Annotated in this window: 16 protein-coding genes and 1 tRNA gene; 6 read left to right on the forward strand and 11 right to left on the reverse strand. The window is 58.1% G+C overall.

From position 1 onward, the window contains the following. Window positions 1-123: 123 nt before the first annotated feature. The 7 genes from AC1P02_RS19795 to tadA form a co-directional block, all read right to left on the reverse strand. Window positions 124-663 (reverse strand): hypothetical protein, encoded by a 540-nt coding sequence (locus tag AC1P02_RS19795; RefSeq protein ID WP_005320140.1) that lies wholly within the window; start codon window positions 661-663, stop codon window positions 124-126. Window positions 664-681: 18 nt separating this feature from the next. Beyond that, entirely contained in the window at window positions 682-2,001 is a 1,320-nt protein-coding gene (gene paeA, locus AC1P02_RS19800; RefSeq protein WP_011898555.1) for a polyamine export protein PaeA, read from the reverse strand. A gap of 189 nt (window positions 2,002-2,190) precedes the next feature. Next, a complete protein-coding gene (gene phoU, locus AC1P02_RS19805; RefSeq protein ID WP_011898554.1) occupies window positions 2,191-2,901 on the reverse strand; it encodes a phosphate signaling complex protein PhoU in 711 nt (236 codons plus the stop codon). 85 nt (window positions 2,902-2,986) lie between these two features. Then, a complete protein-coding gene (gene pstB, locus AC1P02_RS19810) occupies window positions 2,987-3,805 on the reverse strand; it encodes a phosphate ABC transporter ATP-binding protein PstB (RefSeq protein ID WP_005320154.1) in 819 nt (272 codons plus the stop codon). A gap of 243 nt (window positions 3,806-4,048) precedes the next feature. Next, window positions 4,049-5,698 (reverse strand): phosphate ABC transporter permease PstA, encoded by a 1,650-nt coding sequence (pstA, locus tag AC1P02_RS19815; RefSeq protein ID WP_059168690.1) that lies wholly within the window; start codon window positions 5,696-5,698, stop codon window positions 4,049-4,051. A gap of 17 nt (window positions 5,699-5,715) precedes the next feature. Continuing rightward, a complete protein-coding gene (locus AC1P02_RS19820) occupies window positions 5,716-7,953 on the reverse strand; it encodes a phosphate ABC transporter permease (RefSeq protein WP_485183040.1) in 2,238 nt (745 codons plus the stop codon). Between the two features lie 207 nt (window positions 7,954-8,160). After that, window positions 8,161-8,643, reverse strand: coding sequence for a tRNA adenosine(34) deaminase TadA (tadA, locus tag AC1P02_RS19825; protein ID WP_242621043.1), 483 nt, complete (start codon window positions 8,641-8,643; stop codon window positions 8,161-8,163). Between the two features lie 376 nt (window positions 8,644-9,019). On the opposite strand from tadA, the gene AC1P02_RS19830 reads away from it, so the two are divergent. From AC1P02_RS19830 to aceA, 4 genes are all read left to right on the forward strand, one after another. Next, window positions 9,020-9,096: transfer RNA gene (locus AC1P02_RS19830), tRNA-Pro, on the forward strand. A 279-nt stretch (window positions 9,097-9,375) separates the two neighbouring features. Continuing rightward, the gene (locus tag AC1P02_RS19835; RefSeq protein WP_005320161.1) at window positions 9,376-9,510 is read left to right on the forward strand and encodes a hypothetical protein; all 135 of its coding nucleotides are present in this window, start codon (window positions 9,376-9,378) and stop codon (window positions 9,508-9,510) included. Window positions 9,511-10,216: 706 nt separating this feature from the next. Next, window positions 10,217-11,824 (forward strand): malate synthase A, encoded by a 1,608-nt coding sequence (gene aceB, locus AC1P02_RS19840; RefSeq protein WP_059168691.1) that lies wholly within the window; start codon window positions 10,217-10,219, stop codon window positions 11,822-11,824. Between the two features lie 75 nt (window positions 11,825-11,899). Then, window positions 11,900-13,213: an isocitrate lyase gene (gene aceA / locus AC1P02_RS19845; protein ID WP_485183042.1), complete on the forward strand. Its 1,314-nt coding sequence runs from the start codon at window positions 11,900-11,902 to the stop codon at window positions 13,211-13,213. Between the two features lie 94 nt (window positions 13,214-13,307). On the opposite strand, the gene hda is transcribed toward aceA, so the two are convergent. From hda to upp, 3 genes are all read right to left on the reverse strand, one after another. After that, window positions 13,308-14,009: a DnaA inactivator Hda gene (gene hda / locus AC1P02_RS19850; protein WP_005320168.1), complete on the reverse strand. Its 702-nt coding sequence runs from the start codon at window positions 14,007-14,009 to the stop codon at window positions 13,308-13,310. Window positions 14,010-14,112: 103 nt separating this feature from the next. After that, window positions 14,113-15,132 carry a DUF2066 domain-containing protein gene (locus AC1P02_RS19855; protein ID WP_485183044.1) on the reverse strand — a complete coding sequence of 340 codons (1,020 nt, stop codon included), beginning with the start codon at window positions 15,130-15,132 and terminating at the stop codon, window positions 14,113-14,115. Between the two features lie 149 nt (window positions 15,133-15,281). Then, window positions 15,282-15,908, reverse strand: a complete 627-nt coding sequence (upp, locus tag AC1P02_RS19860) for a uracil phosphoribosyltransferase (protein WP_005320172.1) — start codon at window positions 15,906-15,908, stop codon at window positions 15,282-15,284. A 175-nt stretch (window positions 15,909-16,083) separates the two neighbouring features. Here upp and purM point away from each other — a divergent pair, with 175 nt between their 5' ends. Together purM and purN are read left to right on the forward strand one after the other, a co-directional pair. Next, window positions 16,084-17,121 carry a phosphoribosylformylglycinamidine cyclo-ligase gene (gene purM / locus AC1P02_RS19865; RefSeq protein WP_021139228.1) on the forward strand — a complete coding sequence of 346 codons (1,038 nt, stop codon included), beginning with the start codon at window positions 16,084-16,086 and terminating at the stop codon, window positions 17,119-17,121. A 32-nt stretch (window positions 17,122-17,153) separates the two neighbouring features. After that, a complete protein-coding gene (purN, locus tag AC1P02_RS19870; protein WP_485183047.1) occupies window positions 17,154-17,792 on the forward strand; it encodes a phosphoribosylglycinamide formyltransferase in 639 nt (212 codons plus the stop codon). A 117-nt stretch (window positions 17,793-17,909) separates the two neighbouring features. Here purN and AC1P02_RS19875 read toward each other — a convergent pair whose 3' ends face one another. Further along, the gene (locus tag AC1P02_RS19875; protein WP_005320178.1) at window positions 17,910-18,671 is read right to left on the reverse strand and encodes a Nif3-like dinuclear metal center hexameric protein; all 762 of its coding nucleotides are present in this window, start codon (window positions 18,669-18,671) and stop codon (window positions 17,910-17,912) included. Window positions 18,672-18,827: the final 156 nt, after the last annotated feature.

Raw genomic sequence — 18,827 nt, forward strand, 5'->3', positions numbered from 1 at the left:
ATAAAGCAAAGCAGTGCAGCCAGCAATCGGTATCAACAGAAATCAGAACGCAAAGATGAGGAAAGGTAGAAATGAGTGAGGCCACCCAAGGGTGGCCTCACTGCTGTCTGGTTAGCTGGCGGTTTAACGTCCTGCCAGCACTCGCTTGATCTGCTTGGTCCAGTCAGAGACCCGCCCCTGCTGGGGCAATCCCTGCCAGATCTGCGCCCACTGGGCCGGGCTCAGAGGGCGACCGAGACGACGCTGCACACCGGCATAGAGATAGTCGTGGGCCGTGGTGGCAGCCTGGGTCGAGGTGAGAAACTTGGAGACAGGATCGGTCAACCGCACATCCCGCATGCCGAGCAGCGGATAGTCGCTGTGCACGGCCGCCAGCATGGTTTCTCGCATGGCAGATTCGATGTAACCACGGGCAAACAGGGCGGTTACCGACTCCAGGGATCCCTGATCCGGGCCGTGATACTCCTCATCAAAGACCGGACTTGGCTCCACTACTGCGCTTTGTACCACGGCATCGGGATCGGATTGCGGCACAACTTCTGCCTTGGCGGCAACCGGTTTGGCAACGACAACCGCTTTGCGGGGGGCGCTCTGACTGCAAGCGCCCAGCGCCAGGGCAAGCGCCACACAGGCCAGCGCACGGGAATGAGACTGCATCTTCATGACTCCTTGGTAGCTCCTTTACGATTCCTGAGCGGACTTGTCGGTCACTATGGGTTCAACCCGAGTGACCAGCAACTGGTCGATCTTGTAGCTGTCGATATCCACGACTTCAAATTTGTAGCCCGCGTATTTGACCGAGTCGGTACGCTTGGGGATCTTGCGCAGCATGAACATGATGAAACCGGCGATGGTCTCGTAGTTCTGGCTATCCGGAAACGCCTCTATGTCGAAGGCACGCATCACATCAGAGATAGGGGTCACGCCATCCACCAGCCAGGAATTTTCATCCCGCTGCACAATCTGCTCTTCCACTACGTGGGTGGCCCACTCACCCATGACGGTACTCATCAGATCGTTCATGGTGACTATCCCCACAACCAGGGCGTACTCGTTCATCACAACGGCGAAGTCACCCCTGTGGTTCTTGAAGTATTCCATCGCCTCGTAGAGGTTGAGGGTATCGGGAATGATGATGACGTTCTGCACCAGGGAGCCGCTGTTGAGATCTATGCTCTGGCCGCTGATGACGCGGATCAGCAACTCTTTGGCATCGACGAAGCCCTTGATGCTGTCGAGGTTGTGGTCACAGACCAGGAACTTGTTGTGGGGGTGCTCGGCGATCTTGGCCTTGATGCTCTCTTCACCCTCTTGCAGGGTGAAGTAAATCAGGCTCTCCCGCGCCGTCATGGCGGAGGTCACGCCGAGGGACTGCAACTCGAACACGTTCTCGATGAGCTGATGCTCTTCGCGCTGAATAACGCCCGCCTCGGCGCCGGCATCCATCACCGCATAGATATCGTCGGAGGTGATCTCGTCGTTGCGTATCATGGAGACCCGCAGCAGACGGAACAACGCATTTGCCATGCCATTGAAGAACCACACCAGCGGCATCAGCAGGGTCACGCACAGCAGCATGGGGCGAACCACAACAACGGCAATCCGCTCCGGCATGGTCATGGCCAGGCGCTTGGGCATCAGGTCGGCGATCAGGATGAACATGCCGGTGACGAACACGAAGGAGGCGGCAGAACTTATCTGGCCAAGCCAGGGGCCTTGGTAGAAGCCGGAGATGAACCCCTTGATGGCCGGATTCAGGGCAGACTCGCCCAGGATACCGCCCAGGATGGCAACTGTGTTGAGGCCAATTTGCACCACGGTAAAGAAATTACCCGGCTGGGCCTGCAGTGCCAGCACCTTGGCGGCATGGCGGTTCCCCTCATCGGCCATCACCTGCAATTTGATCTTGCGGGAGGCGGCGAGGGAGATCTCGGAAAGGGAGAAGAACACACTGCCGGCAACCAGCAGCATCAGAAGAAATATACTATCGGCAAAACTCATGATTAACCTATTGCTACACCCGCCTTAGCACAAGACGGCAAACTGGGCCTGGGAGACCAGACCGTGAGTCCATCCGAGACTCACACAGGGGGCATATTCTAGCAGAAAACCGCCATCCGGGTGGCGATATCTTGCTCTGACATGCAGTGCAACAAAAAAGGCGCGAAACGCGCCTTTTTATTCATTTCATCAGCTCTTGCCAAGCAGATCGCTCAGCTCGTCAGCCTTGGTGTGGCGAACGTCCTTGCCCTTGACGTAGTAAACGATGTACTCGCAGATGTGCTGGCAGCGATCGCCGACCCGCTCGATGGCGCGCGCAGCCCACAGTACGTTGAGTACCTGGGGGATGGTGCGCGGATCCTCCATCATGTAGGTCATCAGCTCGCGGATGATGGACTCGTACTCCCGATCTACCTTGTCATCTTCCTTGTAGACGGCGATGGCCGCCTCCAGATCCATGCGGGCAAACGCATCGAGCACGTCGTGCAGCATCTTGATGGTGCGGCGCCCCATGTTCTCGAGCGACACCAGCGGCGGCTGTGGCTTGTTGGCGTTGTCGGTCAGCATGCGGGCTATCTTGTCCGCCACGTCGCCGATGCGTTCCAGATCCGTGATGGTCTTGATGATGGCCATCACCAGACGCAAGTCGGACGCAGTGGGCTGACGCTTGGCGATGATGCGGGTGCACTCTTCGTCGATGGCCACTTCCATGGCGTTGACCTTGTGGTCATTGGCCACTATCTTGCGCGCCGCATCCAGATCCTGATCGTGGATGGCAGCAATGGCGTCGGTAAGCTGTTGCTCCACCAGACCGCCCATCACCAGCACCTGATTGCGCACATTCTCGAGCTCGGCATTGAACTGACCGGAGATGTGTTTATTGAGGTTCATATTGTCCATACAAATAATCCTTGATGCTCCGATTATGCCTTAGCCGTTGAACTGGCCGGTAATATGTTTATTGAGGTTCATCCTGTTCCCCTCCTTATCCGTAACGGCCTGTGATGTAATCTTCGGTCTTTTTCTTGGCCGGTGTGGTGAAGATGGTGTTGGTGTTCGAGTACTCGATGAGCTCGCCCATGTACATGAACGCCGTCTGATCCGACACCCTAGCCGCCTGCTGCATGTTGTGGGTCACGATCACCACGGTGAACTGGCTCTTGAGCTCGTTGATCAGCTCCTCGATGGTGAGGGTGGAGATGGGGTCCAGCGCAGAAGTGGGTTCATCCAGCAACAAGACTTCCGGCTCAATGGCGATGGCCCGTGCAATCACCAGACGCTGCTGCTGGCCACCGGAGAGACCGAATGCATTGTCATGCAGTCGATCCTTCACCTCTTCCCACAGGGCAGCGCCACGCAGTGAACGCTCGGCCGCCTCGTCCAGGGTGCGTCTGTCGTTGATGCCCTGCAGCCGCAGACCATAGACCACGTTCTCGTAGATTGACTTGGGGAAGGGGTTCGGACGCTGGAACACCATGCCAACCTGACGACGCAGGGCGGAGACATCCACTCCCTTGTCATAAATGTTGTGGCCGTGCAGCTGGATTTCACCCTCGATGCGGCAGATCTCCACCAGGTCATTCATCCGGTTGATGCAGCGCAACAGGGTCGACTTGCCGCAGCCGGACGGACCTATGAAGGCCGTCACCTGCCCCTTCGGGATCTTCATGTTGACGTTGAACAGCGCCTGCTTGTTGCCGTAGTACAGGTTGAGATCCTTCACCTCCAGCGCTGTCTGCTCCGGGCTCAGGTTGAGCAAGTCCAGCGCCGTGTGCTGGGTGGATGCGGTCGTTACGTTGATCATCTGTTACCTCAAATCAGTCTGTGGTGGCCGACAAATTCATGTTCCGGCAACCGTCATGCTTGGGTGGTGAGGGATGGCGGCACGCTCTTTGGCCTCACATCACTTACCTCAATATCAGTCTTGGATAGCCGGATTAATCTTCCAGCGACCGGAATTTTTCACGCAAATGGTTACGAATGCCTGTGATGTCAGTCAGGTTCATGCTGTTCATCCATTGTCTAAACACCAGTCTGGACTGCCGCATCAATGTTCCAAAGAGCGGAATTTTTCACGCAAGTGGTTACGAATGCCGATGGCCGTCAGGTTGAGGCCGACGATCACCGTCACCAGCAGGAACGAGGTGGCATACACCAGCGGTCGCGCCGCTTCGACGTTCGGACTCTGGAATCCCACGTCGTAAATGTGGAAGCCCAGGTGCATGAACTTGCGCTCCACGTGCAGGTACGGGAAGTTGCCATCCATCGGCAGGGTCGGCGCCAGTTTCACCACCCCCACCAGCATCAGCGGAGCCACTTCACCGGCGGCCCGTGCGATCGCCAGGATAAGGCCGGTCATGATGGCCGGGCTCGCCATGGGCAACACGATACGCCACAGTGTCTCGGCCTGGGTGGCACCCAGCGCCAGCGAACCCTGACGGATGGTGCTGGGGATCCGGGCCAGCCCCTCTTCGGTGGAGACGATCACCACCGGCAGGGTCAGGATGGCCAGGGTCAGCGCAGACCAGATGACACCAGGTGAGCCAAAGGTCGGGCTTGGCAGCGCCTCAGGGTAGAACAGCTGATCCAGCGAACCGCCCAGGGTATAGACAAAGAAGCCAAGACCAAACACGCCGTAAACAATGGAGGGCACGCCCGCCAAGTTGATCACCGCGATGCGGATGATCTTGGTCAGGCTGTTCTTGCCCGCATATTCGTGCAGGTAGACAGCCGCCACCACGCCGAGCGGCGTGACAATGATCGCCATCAGGAACACCATGAAGACGGTGCCGAAGATGGCCGGGAAGACGCCGCCCTCTGTGTTGGCCTCGCGGGGATCATCGGAGACAAACTTGCCAATCTGGTGGAACCAGTGACCTACCTTGGCCGGCAGGCTCATGTCATTGGGCCATACCACATCCAGTACCTTGGACATGGGCATGGTCACCAGCTCGCCACGCATGTCCTTGACCGTAATGGAGTCCCTGTCTGCCTGGGCTCGCAGGGAGAAGAGATCCTTCTCCAGCACCTGATAGCGATCGTTTAGCGCCTGACGCTGCTCAGCCAGCTGGGTTTTAAGCTGATCGGTCAGCTTGTCATCCAGCTCGGCCTTACGCTCCTTGAGACGCAGCCGCTCCAGCTGGTAGTTGATGCTGCCTATGTCCCCTTTTTGCAAATCGTCAGCCTGTTCGGACAGATCGTTGGCACGGGACAGTACCCGTTGCAGCGCGGGATGCAGATCCTCGCTCAGTGCCTGTCCATCCTCTTTCACCCCGACGATATAGCCGTAGAAGTTGCCGTTGGTGGCACGCTCCACCATGGCGAGCTCGGCCGGCTGGGTACGGGACTTGATGTCGGTCTCCAGCACCCAGCGAAAATCGAGGTCGACGAATTCGCGGTTGCCGGTCTTGACCAGATAGCGGGTCAGCTGCTCACGCGTCTCCCCTTCCAGGGGCTGACCCGCGGCGCGCAGCCGCTCCACCGGCACCAGTTCACGATCGTTTATCTCGCCAATCAGCACGCTCTTGTTGCCACTGGCATCTTCAATCTGCCACTCATAGATGGGGTGAGGCCAGAAATAGACCAGACCACGCCAGCCGATGAGCAGCAACAGACCCAGTACCGCTACCAGACTCAGGCTCACCGCACCGCCTGTCATCCAGATCCAGGGGGCCCCTGATTTAAACCACTTACCCATTGTCGATTCCTTGCCCGTTACATGGAGCTGTATTTTTCACGCAACCGCTGACGCACGAACTCGGCCAGGGTGTTGAACATAAAGGTGAATACAAACAGGACGAAGGCCGCGAGGAACAACACCCGATAGTGGGAACTGCCCACTTCCGACTCCGGCATCTCCACCGCAATATTGGCGGCCAGGGTACGCAGCCCCTGGAACATGGAGAAGTCCATGATGGGGGTATTTCCTGTTGCCATCAGCACTATCATGGTCTCGCCCACGGCGCGACCAAGGCCCATCATCACCGCCGAGAAGATGCCCGGGCTGGCGGTGAGGATCACCACCCGGCTCAGGGTCTGCCACGGCGTGGCGCCCAGTGCCAGCGACCCTTGGGTCAGATGCTTGGGCACCGAGAAGACGGCGTCTTCGGCGATGGAGAAGATGGTGGGGATGACCGCAAAGCCCATGGCGATACCGACCACCAGGGAGTTGCGCTGGTCAAACTTGACGCCCATTTCGTGGGTCAGCCAGATACGGGAATCGCCGTGCATGAAGGCGTTCTCGATGAGAGGGCTCAAGGAGAAGGCGCCCCAGCCAATCAACAGCAGCACAGGAATGAGCAGGATGGCATGCCACCCTTCCGGCAACCAGGACTTGCTGCGCTCGGGCAGATAGTTCCATACCAGCGCGGTCAGCAGCATCCCCATCGGCAACAGGACAAGCAGCAGCACCACGCCGGGCAGCGCTCCTTCGATAATGGGAGCGAGCCAGAGACCCGCCAAGAAACCCAGGATAACGGTCGGCAGCGCCGCCATGATCTCGACCGTCGGCTTGACGTATTTACGCAGCCCGGCCGACATGAAATAGGCGGTGTAGATGGCACCGGCAACACCGAGCGGCACCGCAAACATCATGGCGTAGAAAGACGCTTTCAGAGTCCCGAACACCAGCGGAACCAGACTCAGCTTGGCCTCGAAATCGTTGCTGGCGGAGGTGGATTGCCACACATACATGGGCTCGGGATAACCCTCGTACCACACCTCTTGCCACAGGGCAGACCAGGTCACCTCGGGGTGATCATTCTCGACCGCAAACAGCTTGAAGGTATCACCCTGCTGCATCAGCAGCACGTTGTGGCGGGGCGAGATGGCCAGTGCCGACAGCATGCCCCCCTCCACCTTCTCGCTCAGCAGCTTGGTCTCGCCAGTGGCGTGGAAGAAGCTGATGGTGCCATCCTTGCCTGCGCTGATGAAGCCCTTGCGAAAGTGCTCAGGGGTCAGCAGATCCACAGGGCCATCGCCTTTGAAATCACGGACCTGGGTGAACTGGCGCTTGCCATCCTTGGCCACTTCGAACCATTGGGAGATGACACCATTGTCGTTACCCACCAGCAAAGAGGAGGCACCGGCGAGCAGCTCGACCCGGGTCACGTTGGCATTGGGGGCATTGATCTCCATGACGTTGCGCAGGGAGATGTCATTGAGGTTGTGGATATCGTAGACGGAGAGGCGGTTAGCCTCACGCACGAACAAAATGCGCAGATTGGGGGTCAGCAGCATTTGATCCACATGACGCGGCAAGGAGGGGATGCTGTAGTTCTGGGCGCTCCACTCCACTTCACCCGAGATGAAATTCTCCTCGCCACTCATCACCGTCATCACGCCGCGGCCATCTTCGGTCACGGCGGCGGTGGCCATCTTGTCCTTGGTGGCCTCAAATACCATCAGCTGCAGCGCCTTGCCTTGGGGATCGATCACCACGGGCTCTTCGCCGAAGGGATATTTCAGGCTGGGTTCGATGACCCGCACGTCGTTGGGATAGGAAACCTTGAAATAGGGTTGCATCACCAGGGCTTTGCCATCGGCAAACCCGTAGGCGATGAGCTTCTGGCCCGGCGCCGGGCTGGTGACCGTCGTGATGTCACCGGCGACCTGAGCCTGACCAATGGCCTGCCCCACCTTGACTTTGCCATCCGCCTGAATGGCAAAGAAGTTGACCAGCCCTTTATCGCTGAAGCGATAGCCGATCTCGTTCTGCTCTTCCATCCCGAGCCAGGCTGTCTTGCCTTCAATGGGCAGGCTGAACGACGTGGTCGGCTCCATGGTGGCGCCGTTGAAAATAGGTTTCACCACATAAAGCAGATAGAAAAAAATGAGCAACAGGGCCACCAGCACCAGAGCACCACCAGTGGTGACTCCGTACTTGGCCAACTTATCCTTGATCCGGCGTTTTCTACTGCCCGCCATGACCAGGTTGATCGATTCCGATGACATGCAAGACCTCAATGTGAGCTAGGCTTGGCGGCATTATATGGCGGTTGCATGACAGTTTTGTTACATCAAAGCCCCTTGAGCAGAGCTTATTTTCGAAGAGGAAAAGGACCACATTTTTCGGCAAGAAACAGATTCAACCATCTGTTTTATATGAAAATATATTGAATGGTGAGAAGCAGGACGCGGCAAAAGTCGCCCCCGCTTGCATCAAGAAGAAGAGTCGGTCGCTTGTTGCAGCGCCTGTCTGGCTGCCTTTTTCTCGGCGCGGCGGCGCTTGAAGAAGGCCGAGAGCTGAGCCGAGCAGGCATCTGCCAGCACCCCCTCCGTCAACGACACTCTGTGGTTGTGGCGAGGGTCCTGCAAAATATCGAATACGGAACCTGCCGCTCCCGTTTTGAGATCCCGCGCCCCGAACACCACCCGCTTGACCCGGCTGTGAATGAGGGCACCGGCGCACATGCAGCAAGGCTCCAGCGTCACATACAGCACGGTATCGATCAGACGGTAGTTTTCCAGTCGGGCACCGGCTGCGCGGATCGCCATGATCTCCGCATGGGCACACGCATCATGCTCGCTGATGGAGCGATTCCACCCCTCACCGACCACTTCGTCTCCCAGCACCAGCACGGCACCGACCGGGATCTCGCCGATCCCCTCGGCCCGGGCTGCCAGTGCCATGGCATGGCGCATCCAGCGCTCATCCTGCTCTGCTGTCTGGCTCAGGGATACTGCGGCTGCTGATGGTTCCACCCCTTGCTCCTCTCTCGATTGGTTGTTCATGACGGCTTGCCCTGCATGTGACTGCGCCCATCAGAGCTTGCCTGCGCCTGGAACAGGCACCACGCCTGCGGTTGCTGGCGCCTTGACCACAGTCGCCAAGCTAGCCCTGCGGCGCAATTTTTCCACCGCAATACGGGGCGGCGATTATGCCAAATCTCCGTGGCCGGCCCAAGCAGCATCTTGACTGAGCAATAAAGAAGCAATCGACATCTCACTGATAAAAAAGGAGTTGCACCAACAGATTCATATCATTAGACTCCCTTCCGTCAGCTCGAACTGACCTCGTCGGTGTGTAGCGCAGCCAGGTAGCGCATCTGCATGGGGTGTAGAGGGTCGGAGGTTCGAATCCTCTCACACCGACCATTTTCCCCGAGAAATAGCCCAGTCAAACGACTGGGCTATTTTTTTACCTCCATTTCACTCCAGCCCTTCATCCTCCTTATGACCCTGGCAGTACTCTGTCCGACAGGCGCCACCACAGAGCCATCACACATTGGTGGTATATTTTTTATTCAGAATCACTTGAAACCTGTGGCGAGTGTCGCTAGGATACGCGACTTTTCCGCCGGCAATGAAACAGGGAGGTGGGAATCCGGGTGATGGAGTCACCGACCGGCTTGCAATCCAATGAGGCAAGCACCCATGACGCAAGCAGTTGAATCACAGCCCCACCCAGCCCCCCTGCCACAAGCCGACATCGAACTCGGCGAGCACGAATACGGCACTATAGTGCATCTGGATGTGGTCGATCTGGCGGCGCCGGACGACGAATACTGATCCCGCTCAAGATAGAGTAGAAGAGGAAAAGTGGCCGCTGAACCCTTGGGTTTCGCCACCCTTTTACCTTCCCCGGGGGCCAGGAAGGCCCACTGACACAAATAACAATAAAATGCTGCGTAACTACGACTTATCAGTTTTATCCACTCCCCAACCTCCTCCCCTCATCACCCCAGATAGCAAGCCAAGGTGATACAAACCTACGTTATTGCTCGTCACTTTTCCCCTGCTGACGAGATAAACCCCATTCGACCCCTCTCCCCCATCCAAGTTTTAAACAAACGTTCGATAGCCAACACTGGTGAGAGCTGAGTATTCACTGAGATCCAAAAAATCATTTCATACAGCCGTTTTCTTAAAGCTTGGAGTAAGGTCGGGATTTGTTTTTGCATTTGTAATTTTATTACGTAATTAGTTACATCTCAGGTATTCAAAACACCGCTGGCCTACACCACCACAGGGGGTGGGAAACCAAGAGCATAACCATCTGCATAGAGCATTTACACCAATCACATAATGTCATTAAAAACATAATCTTAACTATGTGCCAGAAACAGGCGTTTTAAAAAAGTGGTTGACGGAGAGGGCAATATTTCGCACCTTATGAATCGTGTTATCCCGTTGTTACGGGAAGTTTGAAAGAACAGGGATCGACTTTAGTCGTAGTTAATTAGTTCAAAATGTAATTCTCAAAGGAGTGAACCCTATGTCGGCACCGGCCCAGACCCACTGTAGCGCCCGTCTGCGCATCCAGGGCGAGATGCTTCCCGAATACGCGCAAATTCTGACGCCGGATGCGGTGGCCCTGGTATCCGAACTGGTGGAACGCTTTGCTCCCCAACGGGGCGAATTGTTGAAACAACGTGTGGCACGCCAGGCCCGTATCGATGGCGGCGAGCTGCCGGACTTTCTGCCGGAAACAGCACATATCCGTGCAGGCGACTGGACGGTGCGCGGTATCCCGGCCGACTTGCAAGACCGCCGGGTAGAGATAACGGGGCCAGTTGAACGCAAGATGGTCATCAACGCCCTCAACGCCAATGTCAAAGTCTTCATGGCGGACTTCGAAGATTCCCTGGCTCCCGCCTGGAATAAAGTGATCGAGGGTCAAATCAACCTGCGCGATGCGGTCAATGGCACCGTCTCCTACACCAGTCCGGAAGGCAAGGCCTATACCCTGAATCCCAATCCGGCCGTGCTCATCTGCCGGGTGCGTGGCCTGCACCTGCCGGAAAAACATGTCACCTTCGATGGTGAGCCCATCCCCGGCGGTCTGTTCGACTTCGCACTCTATTTCCTGCACAACCATCAGGCGCTGCTGGCCAAGGGCTCGGGCCCCTACTTCTATGTGCCCAAGCTGCAAAGTCATCTGGAAGGTCGCTGGTGGAGCGAAGTGTTTGCCTGGACCGAAGACAAGTTCGGTCTGCCCCGCGGCACCATCAAGGCTACCGTGCTGATCGAAACCCTGCCGGCGGTGTTCGAGATGGATGAGCTGCTCTATCAGATGCAGGATCACATAGTCGCGCTGAACTGCGGCCGCTGGGACTACATCTTCAGCTATATCAAGACGCTGAAAGATCATGGGGACAGAGTGCTGCCCGACCGTCAGGTGGTCACCATGGACAAACCCTTCCTCTCCGCCTATTCACGCCTGCTGATCAAGACCTGCCACAAGCGGGGCGCTCTTGCCATGGGCGGCATGGCCGCCTTTATCCCGGCCAAGGATGCCGCCGTCAACGAGCAGGTATTTGCCAAGGTCAAGGCGGACAAGGAGCGGGAAGCAAGCAACGGCCACGATGGCACCTGGGTCGCCCATCCCGGCCTCGCCGACACCGCCATGGCCGTGTTCAACGCCACCATACCGGCAGGCGCCAAGAACCAGATCGGCGTATTGCGCGAGCAGGATGCACCCATCACAGCCGCCGACCTGCTGGCTCCCTGTGAAGGCGAACGTACCGAAACGGGCATGCGCACCAATATCCGGGTCGCCCTGCAATATCTGGAAGCCTGGATTGGTGGCAATGGCTGTGTGCCCATCTATGGCCTGATGGAAGATGCGGCCACCGCCGAGATCTCCCGCACCTCCATCTGGCAATGGATCCGCCACGGCAAGAGCCTCTCCAACGGCAAGGTGGTGACCAAGGAGCTGTTTCGCCAGATGCTGGCCGAGGAGCAGGAGGTGGTCAAACATGAAGTGGGCGCCGCCCGCTGGCAAGCAGGACGCTTTGCCGAAGCGAGCGAGTTGATGGAGCAGATCACCTGCGCCGATACCCTGATCGATTTTCTGACGCTGCCCGGTTACGAGCGGCTCTGAACCACGGGTCTCCCCAGCGGAGCCCGCCAATAACAAGTCAATGGAAACGTGAAATCAATGAAAGAGGGAACTGATATGGCACTGACCCGTGAGCAACAGATCCAGGCTATCGAGAAAGACTGGGCAGAAAACCCCCGCTGGAAAGGGATCAAGCGCGGCTACAGCGCCGAAGACGTGGTGAATCTGCGCGGCAGCTTGCAGCCGGTGCACACCCTGGCTCAGCGCGGCGCAGACAAACTGTGGGAGCTGATCCACGGCAGCGCCAAGAAAGGCTACGTCAACTGCCTCGGCGCCCTGACCGGCGGCCAGGCAGTGCAGCAAGCCAAGGCAGGTATAGAGGCTATCTACCTCTCCGGCTGGCAAGTGGCAGCGGACAACAACTTGTCCTCCACCATGTACCCGGATCAGTCTCTCTACCCGGCCAACTCCGTCCCCTCGGTGGTTGAGCGCATCAACAACTCGTTTGCCCGTGCCGATCAGATCCAGTGGGCCAACAAGGTGGGGCCACAGGATGCCGGTTTCATCGACTACTTCCTGCCGATCGTGGCGGATGCCGAAGCCGGTTTCGGCGGCGTGCTGAACGCCTTCGAGCTGATGAAGGGGATGATTGAAGCGGGCGCCGCCGGCGTACACTTCGAAGATCAGCTGGCATCGGTCAAGAAGTGCGGTCACATGGGCGGCAAAGTGCTGGTGCCGACTCAGGAAGCGGTGCAGAAGCTGGTTGCAGCACGCCTCGCAGCCGACGTCTGTGGCACCACCACCCTGGTGATCGCCCGTACCGACGCCAACGCGGCGGACTTGCTGACCACGGATGCGGATCCGTACGATTCAGGCTTCCTGACCGGTGAACGTACCGCCGAAGGTTTCTACAAGGTGCAGGCGGGTATCGAGCAAGCCATTTCCCGTGGTCTGGCTTATGCCCCTTATGCCGACATGGTGTGGTGTGAAACCGCCAAGCCGGATCTGGACGAGGCGCGCAAGTTTGCCGAAGCCATCAGGGCGCAGTACCCGGACACCATACTGGCCTACAACTGCTCCCCCAGCTTCAACTGGAAAAAGAATCTGGACGATGCCACCATCGCCCGCTTCCAGCAGGAGCTGTCCGACATGGGTTACAAGTACCAGTTCATTACCCTCGCGGGTATCCACAACATGTGGTTCCACATGTACGAACTGGCTTACCAGTACGCCCGGGGCGAGGGGATGAAGCACTACGTCGAGATGGTGCAAGAGCCGGAATTTGCCGCCGCCAGCCGTGGTTACACCTTCGTTGCCCACCAGCAGGAAGTGGGCACGGGTTACTTCGACAAGGTCACTACCGTCATTCAGGGTGGCCAATCGTCAGTGACAGCACTGACGGGTTCGACCGAAGAAGATCAGTTCCACTGATCACGACAGTCGCACAGACAAAAACCCCGGCCTGGTGCCGGGGTTTCTTTTTGGTTTCAATCCGGGTTTACCCGCACACGCAGCCACTGCCCGCTCAAAGTTCGAGGATCTCTTTCACAAAGGGGATAGTGAGTTTGCGCTTGGCGCGAAATGAGGCGTTATCGAGCTGATTGAGGGTGGTAAGCAAGGTGCGCATGTCGCGGGAGAGTCGGTTGAGCAGGAAGCGGCCCACATCGATGGGCAATTTGAAGCCCCGCAGCTCGGCACGCAGCTGCAGGGCACTGAGCTTGCCTTCATCATCCAGCTCGTCGAGATGGAAACTCACCCCCCAGTCGAGGCGCGAGGCAAGATCCGGCAGTTGCAGCCCCAGCTTGCGCGGTGCGCTGCAACCCGTGACCACCAGGGTACCTTCCCCCTTCTCCTGCCAACGATTGTAAAAATCGAACAGGGCACGTTCCCACTGCGCATTGCCGGCGATGGCTTCCAGGCTGTCGAGACAGACCAGTGGCAAGCTTTCGAGGGCATCGAGCATGCTGGGATCCAGCTGTTCAAACTGATCGAGGGAGAGATAGGCCGCCGCCGCATCGCGGGCATTGACCTCGGCACAGGTGGCATGGAGCAGATGGGAGCGTCCCGATCCCTTAGCACCCCAGAAATAGAGGAAAGGCGATCCCTGACCAATGGCCGCATTCTTGAGGGCGGTGATCAGATGAGCATTGTTGCCGGGATAAAAACTGACGAAGGTTTCATCATCCGGTAGTTGTACGGCTAAAGACAGTTGGGCCGGTTGCTTCACTCGTTAGGCTTTGACTGTGACATTTGTGCCAGAGTGTACCATCGCAAAGGCAGATAGAGAACCGCCCGAACTTGGCCGGGCGGTCGGGAACACGATGAAATGATCAGGGCTGCGACCATTGGTAACGCAAACCGCTGTCATTATCATCAATCTGGCGCAACCGGCTCTCCAGTTGCAGGCCGCGGATGAGCTCGGCCTTGTCGCCCTGCAACGAGAGATCGAAGGTCACCTTGTCCCCCTCCAGCTTGCCGATAGTCACCTTGGTCACGCCGGCCATCCCCTGCAGCATCTTCTGCACCGTGATCATGCCATCAATACCGGACAAACCTTCCACCACCAGTGTCTGACTGGAAGCGACACCCGAAATGCGCGCGCCATAGTTTTGTACCAGCCAGGCAGCCAGCTCATCGGCAAAATGCTGTGCCACCTCGGCCTGGGTACCACTGCTGCTGCCACGGGTGAGTTCGGCCAGTTCGCCACCGGCCTTGGGCCCATAAAGGCCCCAGTCTATGCTCCACTTGTCACCTTCCGGTGTCAGCTTGCCCAGCACCACCATCTCGGCGCCGTAACGCTGGCTCGCCTGCAGTATGGGAGCGGCAAAACGACCCCAGACGTCAGTGGCGTTGACCGCCATGTTGTCATCGAGATCCATCAAAGGAATGCTGACCGGCAGCCCCATGGCCTGGCTCTGGGTTCGCAGTGCGCTGGCCCAGCCATCGCTGGATTGATCCGGCAGGATGCGGCGCTCCCCCTCATTGATTACCAGCCAGAGCGCCATCTGTGGCCTTGCAGGCCCCAGCAGGGCAAACTTGCTTTGGGAGATCAGGGCATTGACCTTGGCCACGTTGAAGTCGGCTTTCAGAAACTTGACCGGCCCCACATCCTGATAGCCATAGTGCTGCACATAGTCGCCGGGGGCGGCCAGCGCCTTGACCACGTCAGGCTGGGTGAGGATGTCCCGTTTGCCGGTCACCTTGACGAGCACATCCCCCAGCGCCTGGGACTGGGCAGCCACCATGTCGCCGCTGGTGGGCGCCTTGCCCTGATAGAGATCGGTCACCTGAGCGGCCGAGACCATGAATGACAAGCCGCAGCAGAGGGCGGTCACAACACGTTTGAACATGAGAGGAGTCTCGAAATGGAGGATGCTGCTTATGGTAGCGGCAAGGCGCGCATTGCAGCAAGACAGAGGATGCCATAAACAGCAGAGCCGGCAAGGCGCCGGCTCCATTCTCACCCCTCACACAGAGAAGGTGGTCAAGGCATCAGGAATTACTTGGTGCCAAAGATCTTGTCGCCAGCATCGCCCAGACCCGGGACAATATAGCCTTTCTCGTTCAGGCCCTGATCGACGGAGGCGCAGTAGAGCTCAACGTCGGGGTGAGCGGCTTCCAGCGCCTTGATGCCTTCGGGCGCGGCGACCAGCACCAGCACCTTGATGGATTGGCAGCCTTTCTTTTTCAGCAGGTCGATGGTGGCAATCATGGAGCCACCGGTGGCCAGCATGGGGTCTATGACCAGCGCCAGACGCTCTTCGATATTGCTGACAATCTTCTCGAAGTAGGGTACCGGTTGCAAAGTCTCTTCATCGCGGTAGATACCGACCACGCTGACGCGGGCGCTCGGCATGTGCTCCAGCACGCCATCCATCATGCCAAGACCGGCACGCAGGATAGGCACGACAGTGACCTTCTTGCCCTTGATCTGGTCAACTTCCACTGGTCCGTTCCAGCCGTCGATGGTAACCTTCTCGGTTTCGAAGTCAGAGGTCGCTTCGTAGGTCAACAAACTGCCCACTTCTTTGGCCAGTTCACGGAAACGCTTGGTGCTGATATCGCCTTCACGCATCAACCCGATTTTGTGTTTGACCAGGGGGTGTTTGACTTCAACGACTTTCATTATTATCTCCTCTAACTGCCGCGAAAAAATCGCGGAATCATACAACAAAAGCCACGGCTTGTAGAGCTTTTCCACGCAAAAACGCGCAAACGATTTCCTTTCTGCTTTTACTCGGCCACTGTTAGAATACGCCCCGAATTTTACCCTCCACTTCTTCATATGACGGGGAATACGCGTGACTGACAAAACCTCACTGAGCTACAAGGATGCTGGCGTAGATATCGATGCTGGCAATGCACTGGTTGAACGTATCAAGGGCGTGTCAAAACGCACTCGTCGTCCTGAAGTCCTTGGTGGTCTTGGCGGCTTTGGGGCCCTGTGTCAAATCCCTGCGGGCTACAAGGAACCGGTACTGGTCTCCGGTACCGATGGTGTGGGCACCAAGCTGCGTCTCGCCATCGATCTGAAAAAGCACGATACCGTCGGTATCGACCTGGTGGCCATGTGCGTCAACGACCTGATCGTACAGGGTGCAGAACCCCTGTTCTTCCTCGACTACTATGCCACCGGCAAGCTGGACGTGGACACGGCCGCGGCCGTTGTCACCGGTATCGGTGTCGGCTGTGAGCAATCAGGCTGCGCCCTGGTGGGCGGCGAAACCGCCGAGATGCCGGGCATGTATGAAGGGGAAGACTACGACATCGCCGGTTTCTGCGTCGGTGTGGTGGAAAAGAGCGAGATCATCGACGGCAGCAAAGTGGGTGATGGCGATGCCCTGATCGCCCTGGCTGCCAGTGGCCCCCACTCCAACGGTTTTTCTCTGGTCCGCAAGATCCTTGAGGTCTCCAAGGCCGATGTGCACCAGCCGCTGGGTGATACCACCCTGGCCAACGCCTTGCTGGAGCCGACCCGCATCTATGTGAAGCCGGTGCTCAAGCTCATCAAGGAGTGCGAGATCCACGCCCTGTCCCATATCACAGGTGGCGGCTTCTGGGAGAACATACCGCGCGTACTGCCCGCCAACACTCAAGCGGTGATCGATGAGCAGAGCTGGCAGTGGCCGGCAGTGTTCAGCTGGCTGCAGCAGGCTGGCAACGTCACCCGCCACGAGATGTACCGTACCTTCAACTGCGGTGTCGGCATGATCATCGCCCTGCCTGCGGATCAGCTTGAGAAGGCGCTGACCCTGCTCAAGGCCGAAGGCGAGAATGCATGGCACATCGGCCATATCGCCAAGGCGGCCGATGGTGAGGAGCAGGTCATCATTCAATGAATGACCGGATCAACAGCCAAATGCCCTCCCCTATGAAACGCATCCTGGTGCTTGTCTCCGGCAGCGGCAGCAACCTGCAGGCGATTCTCGACAGTTGCGCCAGCGGCAAGATTGCCGGCGAAGTGGTCGGCGTCATCAGCAACAAGGCCGATGCCTACGGCTTGGTGCGTGCGCAAACGGCCGGGGTGGCGACCTCCATTCTGGCCCAGCAGCAGTTTGCCAGCCGGGCGGAGTATGACGTCGCCCTGCAGGCGCTGATGGATGACTATCAGCCGGATCTGGTGGTACTGGCCGGCTTTATGCGGATCCTGAGTGCCGATCTGGTGCGTCACTTTGCAGGGCGGATGCTCAACATCCACCCTTCACTGCTGCCCAAGTATCAAGGCTTGCACACTCACCAGCGCGCCATAGATGCTGGTGATAGCGAGCACGGTGCCAGCGTCCATTTCGTCACCGAAGAGCTGGATGGCGGTCCCGTGATCCTGCAGGCTCGCGTCCCCATCTTCGAAGGTGACGATGTCGAGGAAGTGGCGGCCCGGGTGCAGGTCCAGGAGCACAGCATCTACCCGCTGGTGGTGCAGTGGTTCTGCGAAGGAAGGCTGATAATGCAGGGCGATACCGTCCTGCTGGACGGTGCCGCCCTTGGCCCCGCAGGTCATGCCTGCGAGTAGTAGCTAAGCGCAGCATGCAAAATGTAACAAGGGAGGCTCAGCCTCCCTTGTCATTTCTACATATCCACTCTATGACTGCAGTCATGTCCGATTACGCCGCTACGCGGCTAATCGAACTTACACCGGATTGTCGATATCGATAAAGGTCACATCCAGCCCCTGCACGGTCGCCAGCCACTCTCCCAGCGCCTTGATACCGTATCGCTCGGTAGCATGGTGCCCGGCCGCATAGAAATGCATCCCCATCTCGCGGGCGGTGTGGATGGTCTGCTCGGAGGCTTCGCCGGAGATGAAAGCATCGATCCCCTGCTCCGCCGCCAGATTGATATAGCTCTGGCCACCGCCAGTGCACCAGGCCACGGAGCGGATAAGCTCGGGGCCTGTGTCACCACAATAAAGGGGTTCACGACCGAGCCGTTCGGCGATGAGCGTTGCAAAATCGCGACCGCTCATCGGCTCTTCCAGCTTGCCCACCATGGCGACGCTCTTGCTGTTCCAGGGCTCCAGGCCACGGCGCACCTTGATGTCCAGCAGCTTGGCAAGCTGGGCGTTGTTACCCACCTCGGGATGCACATCCAGCGGTAGATGGTAGGCAAACAGGTTGATGTCGTGAGTGAGCAGGGTCTTGAGGCGACGCTGCTTCATGCCGGTGATCTGGGCCGGCTCGCCGCTCCAGAAGTAACCGTGATGGACCAGAATGGCATCGGCGTCGAGGGCCACGGCCGCATCGATCAGAGCCTGACTGGCGGTGACGCCGGTCACGACCTTGCGAATGCGCGCGCGCCCTTCCACCTGCAACCCATTGGGGCAGTAATCCTTGATGGCGTGGGGTTCAAGTAGATGGTTGAGTACGGTTTCGAGTTTTCGATGAGAGATCATAGGGGTCCCTTATAAAGGCTCGGTCCCCTGCATCAACGATACAGCAGGGGCCAGGCTCAAACGCCAAGGACCCCATGATAATCGAGCAAGGCCGCCAAGACCATGACAGTTCCCACCCTGGGCACTCGAACGCAACGCCACCCTGACTGCACTGAT

The sequence above is a fragment of the Aeromonas sp. TS_SC_11 genome (assembly GCF_057318915.1).

Coding starts and splice junctions, on each gene's coding strand:
- AC1P02_RS19795 (WP_005320140.1), bottom strand. CDS start 663: ATGAAGATGCAGTCTCATTCCCGTGCGCTGGCCTGTGTGGCGCTTGCC.
- paeA (WP_011898555.1), bottom strand. CDS start 2,001: ATGAGTTTTGCCGATAGTATATTTCTTCTGATGCTGCTGGTTGCCGGC.
- phoU (WP_011898554.1), bottom strand. CDS start 2,901: ATGGACAATATGAACCTCAATAAACACATCTCCGGTCAGTTCAATGCC.
- pstB (WP_005320154.1), bottom strand. CDS start 3,805: ATGATCAACGTAACGACCGCATCCACCCAGCACACGGCGCTGGACTTG.
- pstA (WP_059168690.1), bottom strand. CDS start 5,698: ATGGGTAAGTGGTTTAAATCAGGGGCCCCCTGGATCTGGATGACAGGC.
- AC1P02_RS19820 (WP_485183040.1), bottom strand. CDS start 7,953: ATGTCATCGGAATCGATCAACCTGGTCATGGCGGGCAGTAGAAAACGC.
- tadA (WP_242621043.1), bottom strand. CDS start 8,643: ATGCGCCATGCCATGGCACTGGCAGCCCGGGCCGAGGGGATCGGCGAG.
- AC1P02_RS19835 (WP_005320161.1), top strand. CDS start 9,376: ATGACGCAAGCAGTTGAATCACAGCCCCACCCAGCCCCCCTGCCACAA.
- aceB (WP_059168691.1), top strand. CDS start 10,217: ATGTCGGCACCGGCCCAGACCCACTGTAGCGCCCGTCTGCGCATCCAG.
- aceA (WP_485183042.1), top strand. CDS start 11,900: ATGGCACTGACCCGTGAGCAACAGATCCAGGCTATCGAGAAAGACTGG.
- AC1P02_RS19855 (WP_485183044.1), bottom strand. CDS start 15,132: ATGTTCAAACGTGTTGTGACCGCCCTCTGCTGCGGCTTGTCATTCATG.
- upp (WP_005320172.1), bottom strand. CDS start 15,908: ATGAAAGTCGTTGAAGTCAAACACCCCCTGGTCAAACACAAAATCGGG.
- purN (WP_485183047.1), top strand. CDS start 17,154: ATGAAACGCATCCTGGTGCTTGTCTCCGGCAGCGGCAGCAACCTGCAG.
- AC1P02_RS19875 (WP_005320178.1), bottom strand. CDS start 18,671: ATGATCTCTCATCGAAAACTCGAAACCGTACTCAACCATCTACTTGAA.